Origin of the sequence: Bradyrhizobium sp. B097, from assembly GCF_038957035.1 — a bacterium.
Lineage (GTDB): Bacteria > Pseudomonadota > Alphaproteobacteria > Rhizobiales > Xanthobacteraceae > Bradyrhizobium.
Map to the genome: position 1 here is coordinate 3,475,867 of NZ_CP152412.1, position 16,050 is coordinate 3,491,916.

At 64.2% G+C, this 16,050-nt stretch carries 15 protein-coding genes; 10 read left to right on the forward strand and 5 right to left on the reverse strand.

Annotated elements, in window-relative coordinates; genetic code table 11:
• Positions 1–108: 108 nt before the first annotated feature.
• Together AAFG07_RS16125 and AAFG07_RS16130 are read right to left on the reverse strand one after the other, a co-directional pair.
• A complete protein-coding gene (locus AAFG07_RS16125) occupies positions 109–1,335 on the reverse strand; it encodes an ABC transporter substrate-binding protein (RefSeq protein ID WP_342728130.1) in 1,227 nt (408 codons plus the stop codon).
• 217 nt (positions 1,336–1,552) lie between these two features.
• On the reverse strand, positions 1,553–2,014 hold the full coding sequence (locus tag AAFG07_RS16130) for a PACE efflux transporter (RefSeq protein ID WP_342728131.1): 462 nt from the start codon (positions 2,012–2,014) through the stop codon (positions 1,553–1,555).
• Between the two features lie 149 nt (positions 2,015–2,163).
• On the opposite strand from AAFG07_RS16130, the gene AAFG07_RS16135 reads away from it, so the two are divergent.
• The 3 genes from AAFG07_RS16135 to AAFG07_RS16145 all read left to right on the forward strand — a co-directional run bounded on the left by AAFG07_RS16135 (position 2,164) and on the right by AAFG07_RS16145 (position 5,264).
• Complete coding sequence (locus AAFG07_RS16135; RefSeq protein ID WP_342728132.1) at positions 2,164–3,054, forward strand: LysR family transcriptional regulator; 891 nt, start codon at positions 2,164–2,166, stop codon at positions 3,052–3,054.
• 95 nt (positions 3,055–3,149) lie between these two features.
• Positions 3,150–3,878: an SDR family oxidoreductase gene (locus tag AAFG07_RS16140; RefSeq protein WP_342728133.1), complete on the forward strand. Its 729-nt coding sequence runs from the start codon at positions 3,150–3,152 to the stop codon at positions 3,876–3,878.
• 111 nt (positions 3,879–3,989) lie between these two features.
• The gene (locus AAFG07_RS16145; RefSeq protein ID WP_342728134.1) at positions 3,990–5,264 is read left to right on the forward strand and encodes a tetratricopeptide repeat protein; all 1,275 of its coding nucleotides are present in this window, start codon (positions 3,990–3,992) and stop codon (positions 5,262–5,264) included.
• A gap of 37 nt (positions 5,265–5,301) precedes the next feature.
• Here AAFG07_RS16145 and AAFG07_RS16150 read toward each other — a convergent pair whose 3' ends face one another.
• Both AAFG07_RS16150 and AAFG07_RS16155 read right to left on the reverse strand, forming a co-directional pair.
• Positions 5,302–6,519, reverse strand: coding sequence for a GGDEF domain-containing protein (locus AAFG07_RS16150; protein ID WP_342728135.1), 1,218 nt, complete (start codon positions 6,517–6,519; stop codon positions 5,302–5,304).
• Between the two features lie 261 nt (positions 6,520–6,780).
• Positions 6,781–7,440 (reverse strand): TetR/AcrR family transcriptional regulator, encoded by a 660-nt coding sequence (locus AAFG07_RS16155; protein WP_229169861.1) that lies wholly within the window; start codon positions 7,438–7,440, stop codon positions 6,781–6,783.
• A 267-nt stretch (positions 7,441–7,707) separates the two neighbouring features.
• Here AAFG07_RS16155 and AAFG07_RS16160 point away from each other — a divergent pair, with 267 nt between their 5' ends.
• From AAFG07_RS16160 to cynS, 7 genes are all read left to right on the forward strand, one after another.
• Positions 7,708–8,250 carry an OsmC family protein gene (locus AAFG07_RS16160; RefSeq protein ID WP_050402025.1) on the forward strand — a complete coding sequence of 181 codons (543 nt, stop codon included), beginning with the start codon at positions 7,708–7,710 and terminating at the stop codon, positions 8,248–8,250.
• Between the two features lie 35 nt (positions 8,251–8,285).
• Positions 8,286–9,413, forward strand: coding sequence for an acyl-CoA dehydrogenase family protein (locus tag AAFG07_RS16165; protein ID WP_342728137.1), 1,128 nt, complete (start codon positions 8,286–8,288; stop codon positions 9,411–9,413).
• Positions 9,414–9,509: 96 nt separating this feature from the next.
• Entirely contained in the window at positions 9,510–10,388 is an 879-nt protein-coding gene (locus AAFG07_RS16170) for a sulfurtransferase (RefSeq protein ID WP_342728138.1), read from the forward strand.
• Positions 10,389–10,494: 106 nt separating this feature from the next.
• Positions 10,495–11,886 carry a CmpA/NrtA family ABC transporter substrate-binding protein gene (locus AAFG07_RS16175; RefSeq protein ID WP_342728139.1) on the forward strand — a complete coding sequence of 464 codons (1,392 nt, stop codon included), beginning with the start codon at positions 10,495–10,497 and terminating at the stop codon, positions 11,884–11,886.
• Positions 11,887–12,049: 163 nt separating this feature from the next.
• Entirely contained in the window at positions 12,050–12,889 is an 840-nt protein-coding gene (gene ntrB, locus AAFG07_RS16180; RefSeq protein ID WP_342728140.1) for a nitrate ABC transporter permease, read from the forward strand.
• A 2-nt stretch (positions 12,890–12,891) separates the two neighbouring features.
• On the forward strand, positions 12,892–13,803 hold the full coding sequence (locus AAFG07_RS16185) for an ABC transporter ATP-binding protein (protein ID WP_342728141.1): 912 nt from the start codon (positions 12,892–12,894) through the stop codon (positions 13,801–13,803).
• Positions 13,804–13,821: 18 nt separating this feature from the next.
• On the forward strand, positions 13,822–14,310 hold the full coding sequence (gene cynS / locus AAFG07_RS16190) for a cyanase (RefSeq protein ID WP_092115321.1): 489 nt from the start codon (positions 13,822–13,824) through the stop codon (positions 14,308–14,310).
• Positions 14,311–14,422: 112 nt separating this feature from the next.
• Here cynS and purB read toward each other — a convergent pair whose 3' ends face one another.
• Entirely contained in the window at positions 14,423–15,856 is a 1,434-nt protein-coding gene (gene purB / locus AAFG07_RS16195; protein ID WP_342729169.1) for an adenylosuccinate lyase, read from the reverse strand.
• Positions 15,857–16,050 lie beyond the last annotated feature (194 nt).

Genomic DNA, 16,050 nt, shown 5'->3' on the forward strand with positions numbered 1-16,050 from the left:
CCGGTTGGTTCGGATCCGCTTTGCGCATCATCGGCCGATGAGAGGCCGATGGCAACTGCGAGACGGTTCGCGTATGCCGCGCTGGTTTTCACGGAATGCCGTGGACGATCACGCCTTCGAGATGCCGCCGTCGATCACCGGTCCCATCGGCTCGTAGCGCTCGCCGCTGAAGCGCGTCAGTTGCAGTTGCTCGAGCGGATAATAGTCGGTCGGCGAGGTGTTGATCTTGATGCCCGGCAGCAGCATGTCGGATTCGACCTCCCTGAGGTTCGCCGCCTGCTTGATGATGTTTTCGGGCGAAACGTCGTCGCCGCATTGCTTGAGCACCTGAACCAGGATCTGGCTGGTGAGATAGCCGGTGACGGCGTAGATGTCGTTCCTGGCTGCCGCTGGATCGTATTTGTCGAGGAAGGCGCGCCATTTCTGAATGGCGGGATCGCTGTCCCAGGCGGCGTCGACGGGATCCTTCAAATAGGCGCTCGAGATGATCCCCTTGGATACGTCGAAGCCCGCGGCCTTCAGGGTCGAGCCGGCGGAGGAGGCATTGTTGCCGATGTAATGCGCCGGCTGCCAGCCGAGTTCGGCGATCTTCTTGATGCCTTGCGCGGCGAATTTCGGCGTGGTCATGCTCATGAACACGTTGGCACCCGCGGATTTGCAGCGGACCACCTGGCTGTCGATGGTCGGATCCGCGGTCTCATAGGACAGCTCGGCGACGATTGCGGAGGTCTTGGCGCCAAGTCCGTCCTTGAAACCCTTCAGCACGTCGCGTCCGAAATCGTCGTTCTGGTAGACGATGCCGATCTTGGGATCACTCTGCGTCGACAGGACGTGTTGCGCGAAGGCCCGGCCCTCGATTTGGTAGCAGGGCTGGAAACCCATCGTGTACGGGAAGTTCTTGTAGTCGCCGAACTTGGTGGCGCCCGAGGCGATGAAGAGGTGCGGGACCTTCTTCTGGTTCATGTACTTCATGATCGCCGCATTGGTCGGCGCACCGAGCGGCGCAAACAGCACGTCGATCTCGTCGCCTTCGACCAGCTTGCGCGCCTGCTCGACAGTCTTGGCCGGGCTGTAGGCGTCGTCATAGGTGATGTACCTGATCATGCGGCCGTTGATGCCGCCTTGCTCGTTGATCATCTTGAAATAGCCGCCGGGCGTGCGGCCGATCGATGAATAGACCGCAGCCGGTCCCGAATAGGCGTCGATATTGCCGATCACAATCTCGGTCTTGCCTTTAGCAATCGCGGGCTTGCCGAGCAGCAGTGTGGCCGACGTGGCGGCGGCACCCTTGATGAGATGACGGCGGGTGAGTTGGGGGGAACGGTTCCTTGGCATTTTGGTTCTCCGCTTCTTGTTGTTGGCCGTTTTGGCAGCCTCTGACGGGCATGTCGGCCTGAAGCATTCCACAGCGCTCAAGCCGGATCAAACCAGTCTATGAGCGCTGCGCAGCGGAACTTGTGCGCAGTCGCTACCATCAGGAATATTGCTGCGGTGTCAGGGTCCGGCGCGGCGCGACAGATCACATGATCCGAAGCGCCACGCCGAGTACCGATCAGGCCGGCAGGGCCCGGCTCGCCGTGCGGCCGTGCGTGCTGAGCTCGCGCACCGGAAACACGCGATCGTAAGCGATGTTGAAGACGAACGCGTAGACCAGATAGAACGCGACGATGGAGATATCCATCATGAGCGCGGCCCACAGCGAGATGCCGAGATACCAGGCGACGAACGGGATCAGCAGCACGATCAGGCCGGCCTCGAACAGCATCGCGTGCGCGACGCGGATCGGCATCGTCTTGATGACACGGCCGGTGACGCGGACCAGCGCGTGGTCGAAGCCGAGGTTGAACAGCAAGTTCCAGATCGTCGCCACCGTCGCCGAGACGACGCCGATGACGCCCATATGGGCGACCGGCTGATTGAACAGCCAGGCGGCTGCCGGCGTGAAGATGGCGATACCGATCAGTTCGAACAGGACTGCGTGCCTGATCCGGTCGGAGAAGGAACGCATAGACATTTTGAAACCCTTTCTTGATTCTTGTTTTGACGCGTTTTCTTCACGCGAACCGGAATCCACTTCGCTTGAAAACGCTCTCGTCGTTGCGACCGGGTTTCTATCTGATATTGTGGGATTACAAAGTTAGGTAATATCTGGAAAAGCGATAGATGGCCGTTTCCATGGACCAGCTCGAATCCTTCGTGGCGGCGGCCGAGCAGGGCTCGTTCTCCGGCGCGGCCCGGCTTCTGAAGAAGGCGCAATCGGCGGTCAGCACCCACGTCGCCAATTTAGAGACGGACCTCGGGATTGCGCTGTTCGACCGGACCGGGCGCAACCCGGTGCTGACCGAAGCCGGTGCGCGGCTGTTGCCGGAAGCAAGATTGATCCTCGATCGCCGTGAACACCTGATCGGCGTCGCCAGCAGTTTCGAGGCGCATGTCGAGAAGCGCCTGGTGGTGGCGATCGACGAGCTCTATCCGGAGAGCGCGGTCGGGGAGCTGTTTGCGGAATTCGCCAAGCGCTTTCCCCATGTCGAAGTGGAGCTGCTGTTTCCGATCATGGAGGACGTCAGCCGCCTCGTGCTCGACGGCAAGGCCGATGTCGGCGTGATGTGGCGGCAGGAGCATTTGCCGCCCGAGCTCGGCTTCAAGACCATCGGCTGGGTGCCACTGCAGCTCGTCTGCGGCAAGAACCATCCGCTGGCGCATGGCCGGGTGGATTGGGAGGAGCTGAAGCGGCATCGCCAGATCATGGTCACGGTGCGCAACGAAGGCACCGAGCGGCACCGGCTGCGTGTCGCCGCGGAGGTGTGGTGGGTGGAGAGCCATTGGGTGATCCTGCAGATCCTCAAGCAGGGCGTCGGCTGGGCGCTGATCCCGGGGCACATCATGGCGAGCTCGCAAATTGCCGACGAACTGGCAATTCCCGATCTGGAATTCGACGAGGGCGCACATCCCGTCGCGCTCGAAGTGGTCTGGCACAAGCAGCGGCCGGCCGGGCCGGCGGCAAAATGGCTGCGTCGCCGCTTCGCCACGCGACCGCCGATGCTCCGCATGTGACAGACATGCGCGCCGCCGTTCATCGCATGGTGAGCTGACATCGCGGCCGCGATGTGTTGCCATGCGTGCCGCACTGACCGGACAGGGTGGAGACGATGGCGAAGCAATTGGAAAGCAAGGTCGCGGCCGTGACCGGGGCGGCGTCGGGCATTGGACTTGCGAGCAGCGAAGCGATGCTGGCCGCGGGCGCGCGCGTGGTGATGGTCGACCGTGACGCGGCCGCGCTGCAAGCGCTCGCCGGCAAGCATGGCGATGCGGTGATCCCGCTGGTCATCGACCTGCTCGATCCGAAGGCCTGCGCGACGCTGTTGCCCGCGATCCTCGAGAGGGCCGGCCAGCTCGACATCCTGCACGCCAATGCGGGGATCTATGTCGGCGGCGATCTCGTCGATGCCGATACCGGCGCGATCGATCGGATGCTGAACCTCAACGTCAACGTCGTGATGAAGAATGTGCACGACGTGCTGCCGCACATGATCGCGCGCGGGACCGGCGACATCATCGTCACGAGCTCGCTCGCCGCGCATTTTCCGACGCCGTGGGAGCCGGTCTATGCCTCGTCGAAATGGGCCATCAACTGCTTCGTCCAGACGGTGCGGCGCCAGGTGTTCAAGCACGGTATCCGCGTCGGCTCGATCTCGCCGGGGCCCGTGATCAGCGCGCTGCTCGCGGACTGGCCGGCGGAGAAGCTCGAGGAGGCCAAGGCTTCGGGCAGCCTGCTGGAGGCCAGTGAAGTGGCCGAGGTCGTGATGTTCATGCTGACCCGGCCGCGCGGCATGACCATCCGCGACGTCGTGATGTTGCCGACGAACTTCGATCTGTAGGCAACATCGCGCCAATACCGTCGCGGGCCTGCCGTTGTGGCACAGGCAACGGAAGGTTGTGTTGCGGGCAGGGGCTTTGCTACTAGTCTCCCGTCGGGCGTGGGGGACAAAGTGACAGAACGGGCAAAACGTGCATTCGCCGCCAGGGCGATGATGATCGCGCTTGGCGTGCTGCTGGCGCCGATTCCGGCTGCTCGCGCACAACCTCTCCTGCCGGCCAAGTGCACCGTGGCCGGAAATATCAGCCTGGATGATCGCATCGCAGGTTGCACTGCCTTGATCGAGGCGATGTCGACCAATTTGCAAGGGGCGATCTCCGCACATTTTCGACGCGCCGCGCTCTATCTTGATAAGGGCGACGTTGATCGGGCAATCGAGGACTACAATTACGTCATCGAGCGCGATCCGAACAATCTGATCGCCCTTCTCCGCAGGGCATGGGCGCATAAACGGAAGGGCGAGGTCGACACAGCGCTCGCCGACTACGGTCGAGCCATAGAACTCGCTCCAAAAGACACCTACGCATACCTGGGACGGGCTGACGCCTACCTGATCAAGAAGGATGTTGACAGCGCGATCGACGACTACGGCCGAGCCCTTCTAACCCATCCCGACAATGTGGCTGCGTATGTCGGCCGCGGGCGCGCCTACAATCTCAAGGACGAGCCCGATCGGGCGATAGCTGACTGCAATCGTGCGATCGAGATCAGCCCGGAACGCGGGGCGGGGGTGGGCCTCATTTGCCGCGGACACGCCCACATGATCAAGGGCGACATCGAGCTCGCATTGGGCGACTTCAATCAAGCTATCGGTTTCAGTCCAAAGAATCCCCTGCCTTATGTTGGCCGCGCCAGCATCCTTCGCGCTCGCGGCGACCTCGAACTGGGACTATCCAACATCAAGCAGGCGATCGAACTGACCCCGAACGATCCGCAACTTCATCGCTGGGCGGGGAGCGCTTACTTTCAAGGCGGGCTCCTGTCGGAAGCGAACGACGAGTTCGTCCGCGCCAGCGAGCTCGATCGGAAGGATGTTTACACGCAGCTATGGCTCGACCTCGTGCGCCAGAAGACCGGCCAACCACGCGGACTTGATGAGGCCTCCGGGCGGCTCGACCAGTCGCAATGGCCGGCGCCGATCGTTCGCTTGTTCCTCGGCACCACAACGCTGGAGGCGGTTATTAAAGCCGCCGACGATGCCAATCCGGTCAAGGTGAGAGGGCGGCTTTGCGAAGCCCATTTCTATGCCGGTGAGCTGGCGCTGGCGAAAGGTGCGACGGACGAAGCCGTGCGGCTGCTTCGCCTCGCCGCGGACGGATGCCCGAGGATCTACTTTGAATGGGCGCCAGCCAATGCCGAGTTGCGCAAGCTCGACACCAGACACTGACGGCGTTTGCCGGTCGCTGGGCCTGCCGGACGTCGTCTCAGGCGGCGCCGCGATCGAGCGCCGGCGTGGGGTCCATTTTCGTCAGCCGCCGCAGCGCCGCGACATTGGTGGCGACGGATGCCAGGCGGCATTGTGCCTTGCCGTCGGATTTGGCTTCATAGAGCGCGGCATCGGCAACGGCCAGGAGCTCCTCGGCCTCGGTGCCGTGCTCGGGCGACACAGCGACGCCGACGCTGACGCCGACCTTGGCGAAGATGCCGTCGGCGAGCCGGTAGGGCATCGTGACAGCCTGGATGATGCGCTGGCCGATCCCGAGCGCCTGCTCGGCGGTGACGCCGTTCGCCAGCACCACGAATTCATCGCCGCCGAGTCGCGCGATCACCGCGGTCTCCGGCAGAGCGCGCCGCAGCCGCTCGGCTGCCAGCATCAGCACCTGGTCGCCGGCCGCGTGGCCATAGGTGTCGTTGATCGGCTTGAAATTGTCGAGGTCGAGGAACAGCAGCGCGATCGGCCGGCCATTTGCGGCCGGAGCCGCCAGCTTCGTGTTCAGCGCGGCGACGAAACCGGCGCGATTGCGCAGGCCGGTGAGGGTGTCGTGATGGGCAAGATGGCCGTTCTCGCGCTCGGCGCGCATCGTTGCGATCAGCATCTTGTTGAGGCGGAAGGCCGCGACCGACATCGCCGCGAGATACATCGGCACCTGCAGGAACACGATGAACAGCAGCGGCTCGCCGGCCAGCGCTGCGCCAGGCACGATCGGGCCGAGGCTGAGCAGGATCATGGTGCCGGCCAGGCGCGGCGCGCTGAAGTTGCGGAAGCAGATGCCGCCGACCATCGCCGCCGCCGACAGCGAGGCCAGCATCGCAACCACCCAGTCGCCGCTTGCAAGGCTGATCAGGATGCCGAAGCCGACGCTGGCGCTCCAGGCGACCGCAAGGACGAGGTGTGGATCGGTCGGCGTCGGCCGCCCTTCGCGTGCCGCGCGATGCGCAGTCACGAGCACCGCCAGTCGCGAGAGGCAGATGACGAGTTCGAGGATGACCCAGGCGATGAACGGCGCGGTCGGTTCGCGGATCGCAATCACGGCCGCGACGGCGACCGTATTGACCGCGCCGGCCGCGAACACCGGCAGCGAGCCATAGAGATCTCCGATCAGCGCCGAGCGGATGTCGTCGGGCACGCCCGGACCCGCATCGGCGAGCCAGCGCGTCACGCCCCAGCGCGGCTGGCTGTATCGTCCTTTTTCGGACTGCATTGTTCTTGCCCCGTACTTTCACGTGGCAACTGACCCGGCCGGAGCTAACAGGCGTTTAAGGCCGCCGCGGATCGCACGGTGTGATTGACGACAGGTAAATCCGGCGGGCGATCGCGCCGCCGAATACCGATGCCGGAGGCTGCGATGCGGCGGTTGGTCGCGACGTCCATTCGGCCGGCGGTTGATTTTCGGGCGGGCGTGCCGATCAGGGCGGGCAACGAGGTGATCGGGGGCGTCGCTCTATCGCGGCGTCTTTCGCTGTCAGACTGCCATGAGTTCGTCCGCGCGGCCCGTGCGCTTCGCCTTCTTCAGCTTGGCCGGCGCGAACAGATTGCTGGCGGCAAGGCCCGCGGTGTCGGCGACACCGGGATCGCACGACACCATGGCGGCGACGATGGCGCCGTCGATCAACAGCGCGAGCTGATGCGCGAGCACTGCCGGTTCGCTCGCGCCCATCTCGCCGGCAAGCTTCTCGATATGCGCCAGCACCACCTTCTTGTGCTTCAGCGCGATGTTGCGGAACTGCTTGGCGTCCTTGTCGTGCTCGGCGACCGCGTTGATGAAGGGGCAGCCGTAGAACCGTTCCTCGGCGAACCAGCTCTTCAGGGCGGGGAAGATCCGCGCCAGCTTGGTCTGCGGATCGCCGCCGCCGGCCTCGATCGCGCCGATGAACCACTCACGCCACTGCTTGCCTTCGCTCTCCAGCACGGCATGCACAAGGTTGGTCTTCGAGCCGAACAGCTTGTAGAGCGTGGTCTTGGCGGTTCCGGCCTCGTCGATGATCGCATCGATGCCGGTGGCGTTGATGCCGTTCTTGCAGAACAGATGCGTCGCCGCGCTGAGCAGGCGGCCGCGCGCGGATTCGTCGTCGCCGGCGGCGAACGCGGCGGCAGGTTTTTTCTTCGCAAGCGATTTGACCATGCGCGGCAGTAAATCGGAGCGCGGCGAAATCATCAAGCCGCATCTTCACGGGGGCGGGCATGTGCGCCGTCCTGCGCTCAAAATAATCGCTGCGGCGCGGCAGATGCACCGCGTTTGAGCAGCCGCGCCCTGATCAATCCGCAGGCAGGCACAGCTAAGCGTCTGCGGGATTTCGCCTTTTGATTTGGCGGGAGACTGGCACGCTTCGTGCAGGAAACAGACCGTTCGGTATCCTTACCCAATCCATCGCTCCCAGGGAGAAAACTGATGACCGCTGTCGCTCAAAAAACCGCACTGACCGGCTGCCTCGCGCCGATCGACAGAGGCGGGCTCGAGCAGCTGATTGCCAACGGCAAGGCCAACCCGAAGGTCATCAAGACCTTGAAGTGCAGGACGGTGGCCGAGGGCAAGTTCCGTCACGCCAACTACATCCGCAACCTCGCGCCCTACATCGTCGACGAGCCGCCGGGCCTGCTCGGCGACGACACCGCGCCCAATCCCTCCGAGGCCTCGCTCGCCGCGCTCGGCTCCTGCCTTGCGGTCGGTCTGCACGCCAACGCGGTGCATCGCGGCTGGATCGTCAACAAGCTCGAGCTGGAGCTCGAGGGCGATCTCAACATCACCGCGGTGTGGGGCACCGGCGACGTCAGCGAGAAGCCGGTCGGCTTCACCGACGTCCGCGTCAAGGTCGACATGGAATGCGAGGGCGTCGCGCAGGACGAGATCGACGCGCTGGTGGCGCATGTGAAGAAGTGGTCGCCGGTCGCCAACACCTTCACCCGCCCCGTCAATCTCGAGGTCAGCGCGTAAGGCTCGATCGGCAATTCCAGGTGCGGAGACCAACCATGGGTTCACTGGCTTTATCGCGGGTCGCAGCTCAAGATCCCGCACCGACCATCACGGACGAGGTCGCGCGCCTCGCCCGTCAGGAGCTGGCACCGCTCGCATCCGCGATCGATGCCGGCTCGGTCTATCCCGGCGAATTCCTGCGCCGGCTCGGCAAGGTCGGGGCATGGAGCAGCCACGTGCCGCAGGAGGGGCCTGCCGACCTGCGTTGGGCGATCCAGTCGATGGCCGCGCTCGGCGAGGTCTGCGGCGCCACCGCCTTCATGGCGTGGTGCCAGAACACGCTGGTCTGGTACGTCGCCAATTCCACCAACATGAAGCTCGCCGCGCGCTTCGGCAACTGCTTTTCCAGCGGGCGCGCGCTCGGCGGCACCGGGCTCTCCAACCCGATGAAGAGCTTCTTCGGCATCGAGCGGCTGAAGCTGAAGGGCCGCAAGGTCGATGGCGGCTACATCGTCCGCGGCGCGCTGCCCTGGGTGTCCAATCTCGGCCCCGACCATTACTTCGGCACGATCTTCGAGCGCGAGGATGAGGGCAGCAAGGGTGAGCCGGGCAGCACCGTGATGTTTCTTGCCGATTGCTCCGATCCCGCGATCACGCTGACGCCGTGCAAGCCGTTCCTGGCGATGGACGGCACCGGCACCTACGGCGTCCAGTTCCGCGACGTGTTCGTGCCGGACGAGCTGATCCTCGCCGAGCCGGCTGCGCCGTTCGTCAAGAAGATCCGCGCCGGCTTCATCCTGCTGCAGGCCGGCATGGGCCTCGGCCTGATGAAGGACTGCATCAACATCATGGACGAGGTCCATGCGCCGCTCGGTCACGTCAACCGCTATCTGCCGCAGCAGCCGCTGCAATTCCGCGAGCTCTATGCCGAATTCGAGAAGGAGGCGATGACGCTGGCAAGCGATCCCTACAACACCGATGACAGCTATTGGCGCCGCGTCGTCGCGCTGCGCCTGCGGATCGGCGATGCCAGCGTCGCGGTCGCGCATGCGGCGATGCTCCATTGCGGCGCGCGCGGCTATCTGATGAGCCACCGCGCCCAGCGCAGGCTGCGCGAGGCCTATTTCGTCGCCATCGTCACGCCTGCCACCAAGCAGCTGCGCAAGATGCTGGCGGACGGCTGAAGCATGATCCGGAAAAGTGGAAACCGGTTTTCCGAAAAGATCATGCTCAAACAGGTTCGGGACCACCACAACTGCAACCACAAACAGGAGAGAGCCATGACGGACGTTCTGATCACCGCCGGCGAACTTGCCGAGCTCGTCAAGAAAGAGCCGTGTGTCATCATCGACACCCGGAATCCGGATGCCTATGCGGCCGGCCATTTGCCCGGTGCCGTCAATGTGCACGACATCTTCACATTCCTTGCGACCTCGACACCTGAAGGCATCCACGAGCTGAAGACCAAGTTCGCTGACGCGTTCGGCGCCGCCGGTCTCTCCGGCAAGGAGATCGCCGTGATCTACGAGCAGTCGATGAATTCCGGCTTCGGCCAGTCCTGCCGCGGCTACTACCTGCTGACGATGCTCGGCTATCCCAAGGTGAAGGTGCTGCACGGCGGCTTCGATGCCTGGAAAGCGGCGGATCTGCCGGTCACCACCGACGTTGCGGTGCCGCCAAAGGCCTCCTTTGCGATCGTCCCGGAGGCCGGCGACATCATGATCGACGCCAAGGCAATGCTGGCCGCGGTCGGCAAGCCCGGCGTCGCGATCCTCGACGTGCGCGACGTCGACGAGTGGATCGGCGAGAGCTCCTCGCCCTACGGCAAGGATTTCTGCCCGCGCAAGGGCCGCATCCCCGGCGCCGTCTGGCTGGAATGGTACCGGATGATGAAGCCGACCGGCGAGGGTCCGCGCTTCAAGTCGAAGGACGAGATCCTGGCGGAGTGCGCCACCGTCGGCATCTCGCAGACCACGCCGGTCTATCTCTACTGCTTCAAGGGCGCGCGCGCCTCGAACACCTTCCTGGCGCTGAAGAACGCCGGCGTGAAGGACGTGCGGATGTACTTCGGCTCCTGGAACGAATGGTCGCGCGACCCGGCGCTGCCGATCGATGAGGGTCTGCCGACCGCGGCCGTCGTCACGGACAAGGCGGCATAGAACCTGCATATTTGTCGGCGTCCGGCGGCGCAAAACGCGGCCGGACGCCGATCAATGAACGGGATCGCGGAGCTCTCCGTGGTTCGGTGCGACAATGGGGCGCAGCATGTCCACGTCAGATGATCCCTTCGACGCCGACCGCGCGCTCGTGCGATCCGGCTGCGCTTGTGGCCGGCATCGCTCAACCGCCGAGCATGCGCATGCCGCGCGCACGCTGCGCTGCGAGCCGGTCGCCGATCTCAGCGAACAGAAGCGTTACGAAGGCATCGTCGCGTCGGCGGTGATGCGGGCGGTGTTTCCGCAGGATGTCGCACGCCGCGCCTTCCTGAAATCGGTTGGCGCTGCGACCGCGCTTGCCGCGCTGTCGCAGTTCTTCCCGCTGAAGACCGCGACGGAGGCGTACGCCGACGCCGGACCGCCGGAGAAGAGGGACCTCAAGGTCGGTTTCATCCCGATCACCTGCGCCACCCCGATCATCATGGCGGCGCCGCTCGGCTTCTATGCCAGGCAGGGCCTCAACGTCGAGGTGGTGAAGACCGCCGGCTGGGCCGTCATTCGCGACAAGACCATCAACAAGGAATACGACGCCGCCCACATGCTGGCGCCGATGCCGATCGCGATCTCGCTCGGGCTTGGCGCCAACGCGATACCCTTCACCGTGCCCGCGATCGAGAACATCAACGGGCAGGGCATCACGCTTGCCATCAAGCACAAGGACAGGCGCGATCCGAAGGATTGGAAGGGCATGAAATTCGCCATTCCGTTCGACTACTCCATGCACAATTATTTGCTGCGCTATTATCTCGCCGAGCACGGGCTCGATCCGGATACCGATGTGCAGCTCCGGTCGGTGCCGCCGCCGGAAATGGTCGCCAATCTGCGCGCCGACAACATCGACGGCTTCCTCGCGCCCGACAACATCTGCCAGCGCGCGATCTATGACGGGGTCGGCTTCCTGCACATCCTGTCTAAGGAGATTTGGGACGGCCATCCCTGCTGCAGCTTTGCCGCCAGCCGCGAATTCATTGCGACGGCACCGAATTCCTTCGCGGCGCTGACCCGCGCGATCGTGGACGCCACCGGCTTTGCTGCGAAGGCCGAGAACCGCAAGCAGATCGCGGAGGCGATCGCGCCGGCCAACTACATCAACGCGCCGGTGACGGTGCTGGAGCAGGTCCTGACCGGCACCTATGCCGACGGCCTCGGCGGCGTGAAGACCGATCCGAAGCGCGTCGACTTCGATCCGTTCCCCTGGCAGTCCTTTGCGGTGTGGATGCTGACGCAGATGAAGCGCTGGGGCCAGATCAAGGGCGACGTCGACTACAAGGCGGTCGCCGAGCAGGTCTATCTCGCCACCGACACGAAAAAGGTGATGGCCGAGATGGGGCTTGCGCCGCCGACGAGCTCGTACAAGTCGTTCTCGGTGATGGGCAAGACTTTCGATCCGGCCAAGCCCGACGATTATCTCGCGAGCTTCAAGATCAGGAAGTCGTCGTGAGGGGGCGTGCCGACGACCTATCCACGTCGTCCCGGCGAAAGCCGGGACCCATAACCACTGTCCTCGGTGATTCGGCACGGCGTCTCCCCGCGTGCCTCACCGATACGGCACGGCGTATGGGTCCCGGCCTTCGCCGGGACGACGGGTTGAAAGAGTGGGCGCGATGACGCTGTCCCTCCGTCTCCGCGCCGCCATCGTCTCGATTGCGCTGCTCGCGGCCTTCCTCGGCGCCTGGCACCTCGCCACACGCGGCAGCGGCGCGACGGCGAACATGAGCCCGGAATACGCCAGGCTGATGGGGCTGACGGCGACGCAGGGCAAGTCGGCGATGCCCGGGCCGCTCGATGTCGGCGCCAAGCTGTGGGAGCACCTGAAGCGGCCGTTCTACGACAACGGGCCGAATGACAAGGGGCTCGGCATCCAGCTCGCCTATTCGATCTGGCGCGTCGGGCTCGGCTATCTCATCGCGGTCATCGTCGCGATCCCGCTCGGCTTCATGATCGGGATGTCGCCTTTGATCAGCAAGGCGCTCGATCCCTTCATCCAGCTGCTGAAGCCGATTTCGCCGCTGGCCTGGATGCCGCTCGCGCTCTACACCATCAAGGATTCCTCGATCTCGGCGATCTTCGTGATCTTCATCTGCTCGGTGTGGCCGATGCTGCTCAACACCGCGTTCGGCGTTGCCAGCGTGCGCAAGGAGTGGATCAACGTCGCGCGGACGCTCGAGGTCGGCACCATCAGGCGCGCCTTCACCGTGATCCTGCCGGCCGCAGCGCCGACGATCCTGACGGGCATGCGGATTTCGATCGGGATCGCCTGGCTCGTGATCGTTGCCGCCGAGATGCTCGTCGGCGGCATCGGCATCGGCTATTTCGTCTGGAACGAGTGGAATAATCTGTCGATCACCAATGTGATCATCGCGATCCTTTTGATCGGCCTCGTCGGCATGCTGCTCGACCAGGTGCTGGCGCGCTTCACGCGCATGGTGACGTTTCCGGAGTAGCGATGACCGACAAGTTCATCTCCATCGAGGGAATCGCCCGGCGCTATCCCGGCGCCGGCGGCGGCACCACCACGGTGTTCGAGAATTTCTGGCTGTCGATGACGCGCGGCGAATTCGGCTGCGTGATCGGCCATTCCGGCTGCGGCAAGACCACGGTGCTGAACATCCTCGCCGGGCTCGACGAGCCGAGCGAGGGGACTGTCATCGTCGACGGGCAGGGCATCGAGGGCACCAGCCTCGATCGCGCCGTGATCTTCCAGAGCCATGCGCTGCTGCCGTGGCGCACGGTGCTCGGCAATGTCGGCTATGCCGTCAGCTCGAAATGGCGCAAATGGGACCGCGCCCGGGTCAGGGCCCACGCGCAGAAATTCATCGATCTCGTTGGGCTGACCGGCTCCGAGCACAAGCATCCGTCGGAGCTGTCGGGCGGCATGAAGCAGCGCGTCGGCATTGCGCGGGCGCTGTCGATCACCCCGAAGATCATGCTGATGGACGAGCCGTTCTCGGCGCTGGACGCGCTGACCCGCGGCACGTTGCAGGACGAGGTGCGGCGCATCTGCCTGGAGACCGGGCAGACCACCTTCATGATCACCCACGACGTGGATGAGGCGATCTTCCTCGCCGACAAGATATTCCTGATGACCAACGGGCCCGGCGCGGTGCTGGCCGAGATCGTCGAGAACCCGCTGCCGAAGGAACGCGGCCGCATCGACCTGCACCGCCATCCCTACTACTATGCGCTGCGCAACCATATCGTCGATTTCCTGGTCAGCCGCAGCAAGAGCTTTGCCGCTGAGGTGACCGATCACGATCCCCGCCATGTGCCGACGGTGCGGCCGGGTGTCGGCGAACCCGTGATCGTCTCGCCGCCACGCGTCGTTGAACCCAATCCCGCGCAGAGCGTTGCGCGCTGAACCGAAGGAGGAAACCCCATGAAACGCGAAGACCTCACCGAAAAGCTGCTCGACATCAAGCGCGAGAAGGGCTGGAGCTGGAAGCATATCTGCGAGAAGATCGGAGGCTATTCCGAAGTGCTGATCGTGGGCGCGATCCTCGGCCAGATGAAGCTGACAAAACCGCAGGCGGCGAATGCCGGCGAGCTGTTCGGGCTGTCGAAGGCCGAGACCGCGATGCTCAACGAGGTGCCGATGCGCGGCGCCGGCACACCGATGCCGCCGACCGATCCGCTGATCTACCGCTTCTACGAGATGGTGATGGTGAACGGCCCGGCGTGGAAGGCGCTGATCGAGGAGGAGTTCGGCGACGGCATCATGTCGGCGATCGACTTCGACATGGCGATGGAGCGCGTCGCCAATCCGAAGGGCGACCGCGTCAAGATCACAATGTCAGGCAAGTTCCTGCCCTACAAATATTACGGCGCAAGCGGCAACGTGCCGGAATACGGCTTCAAGGAGGAGTGAGAAAGGCGCGAATGGTGAATTGCGAATAGCGCATGGAATCCTGTCGATTCGCTATTCGCTATTCGCTACTCACTATTCGCGAATTCTTCTCACTGTTCGGCGCGCCTCGACCTCACAGGATCGTGCCCGGAGCGTAGCTCGCCGCTTCGGGCTTGGCGCGGGCCAGCGCTTCGACTTGCTCGGCGAAGAAATCAACCTGGGCGCCGGCGTCGCCAGAGTTGGCGCGACCCTGCGCGAGCACGAGCTGCAATTCGGCTTCGCTTAAGCCAAGCCGTTGGTCGGCGGCGAGACGCTGCAGCAGGTCATTCTGCACGATCTTGCCGGTGCGCAGGTCGCCAATGGCGGCGACGGCGTGCTCCTTGATCGCCTCGTGGGCGCCTTCACGACCGGCGCCCTTCTTCACGGCTTCCATCATCACCGTGGTGGTCAGCAGGAAGGGCAAATAGCGGTTGAGCTCGGTCGCGACGACGGCTTCGAACACCTCCATCTGATCGAGTACGGTGAGCAGGGTTTCGAGCAAGCCATCCATGGCGAGGAAGGTATCGGGCAGCATGACGCGGCGGACGACGGAGCAGGAGACGTCGCCTTCGTTCCACTGATCGCCCGCGAGCCCGGCAGCCATCGCGAGATAGCCCTTCAGGATCACATGCAGGCCATTGATGCGCTCGCAGGAGCGGCTGTTCATCTTGTGCGGCATGGCCGAGGAGCCGACCTGGCCCTTGGCAAAGCCTTCGCTGGCGAGTTCATGGCCCGCCATCAGGCGGATGGTCTTGGCGAAGTTGCCGGGACCGCTGGCGAGCTCGGTGAGCACGCTGACCGCACGGAAGTCGAGGCTGCGCGGATACACCTGGCCAACGGCGTCGAGCGCTTTCGGCAAGCCGAGGTGAACGAGGATGCGCTCCTCGAGCGCGCGCGCCTTGCCGGCATCGCCATTGAAAAGGGTGATCTGGTCGAGACGCGTGCCCACTGCGCCCTTCAGGCCGCGAGCGGGGTAGGTTTGCAGCACATGGACCAGGCTCTGATGCGCCAGCAGCATTTCTTCGCCTGACATGGCGATGCGCTTTCCGAGCGTCGTGACTTGCGCGGCCACGTTGTGGGTGCGCGCGGTGAACGGGATGTCGCGCAATTGCTGGGCGCGCTTCGCAAACCGAATCAGCGCGGCAATGCTCTTGGTCTCGACCAGCTGCAACGCGCGGTAGACCTGCAATTGCTCCACGTTTTCCGTGAGGTCGCGGCTGGTCATGCCCTTGTGCAGGTGCTCATGGCCGGCAAGATCGCAGAACTCCTCGATGCGCGCCTTGACGTCGTGGCGGGTGACGCGCTCGCGTTGCATGATAGAGGCCAGGTTGATCTGGTCCTTGACGCGCTCATAGCTTTCGATCACGCCGTCCGGAACCGAAATCCCGAGATCGCGCTGGCCCTTCAGCACGGCGATCCAGTAGTCGCGTTCGAGGCGAACCTTGCCCTCGCCACTCCAGATGGCGCGCATGGCGGGTGAGGCATAACGTTCAGCGAGAACGTTGGAAATGTGATCCTGGGACATGATCCCGCTCTCTTGGCATTGCCTGAGGCTGCCTGCAAGTCGCGACCTGTCATGAATCGTCAGGTCTGATAGCGCCTTGGCCGGACTTGCGGTGTTGGCGCTACCATACCAGATCCTTGCAGCCGCCGCCTCTGGCGATCCGGGGCGGCGCCGGCATGCTTCGCGGGGGCCAACGGCTCGTCGCCGGCGCCCTTGCG

Coding starts and splice junctions, on each gene's coding strand:
- AAFG07_RS16125 (WP_342728130.1), bottom strand. CDS start 1,335: ATGCCAAGGAACCGTTCCCCCCAACTCACCCGCCGTCATCTCATCAAG.
- AAFG07_RS16130 (WP_342728131.1), bottom strand. CDS start 2,014: ATGTCTATGCGTTCCTTCTCCGACCGGATCAGGCACGCAGTCCTGTTC.
- AAFG07_RS16135 (WP_342728132.1), top strand. CDS start 2,164: ATGGCCGTTTCCATGGACCAGCTCGAATCCTTCGTGGCGGCGGCCGAG.
- AAFG07_RS16140 (WP_342728133.1), top strand. CDS start 3,150: ATGGCGAAGCAATTGGAAAGCAAGGTCGCGGCCGTGACCGGGGCGGCG.
- AAFG07_RS16150 (WP_342728135.1), bottom strand. CDS start 6,519: ATGCAGTCCGAAAAAGGACGATACAGCCAGCCGCGCTGGGGCGTGACG.
- AAFG07_RS16155 (WP_229169861.1), bottom strand. CDS start 7,440: ATGGTCAAATCGCTTGCGAAGAAAAAACCTGCCGCCGCGTTCGCCGCC.
- AAFG07_RS16160 (WP_050402025.1), top strand. CDS start 7,708: ATGACCGCTGTCGCTCAAAAAACCGCACTGACCGGCTGCCTCGCGCCG.
- AAFG07_RS16165 (WP_342728137.1), top strand. CDS start 8,286: ATGGGTTCACTGGCTTTATCGCGGGTCGCAGCTCAAGATCCCGCACCG.
- AAFG07_RS16170 (WP_342728138.1), top strand. CDS start 9,510: ATGACGGACGTTCTGATCACCGCCGGCGAACTTGCCGAGCTCGTCAAG.
- AAFG07_RS16175 (WP_342728139.1), top strand. CDS start 10,495: ATGTCCACGTCAGATGATCCCTTCGACGCCGACCGCGCGCTCGTGCGA.
- ntrB (WP_342728140.1), top strand. CDS start 12,050: ATGACGCTGTCCCTCCGTCTCCGCGCCGCCATCGTCTCGATTGCGCTG.
- AAFG07_RS16185 (WP_342728141.1), top strand. CDS start 12,892: ATGACCGACAAGTTCATCTCCATCGAGGGAATCGCCCGGCGCTATCCC.
- cynS (WP_092115321.1), top strand. CDS start 13,822: ATGAAACGCGAAGACCTCACCGAAAAGCTGCTCGACATCAAGCGCGAG.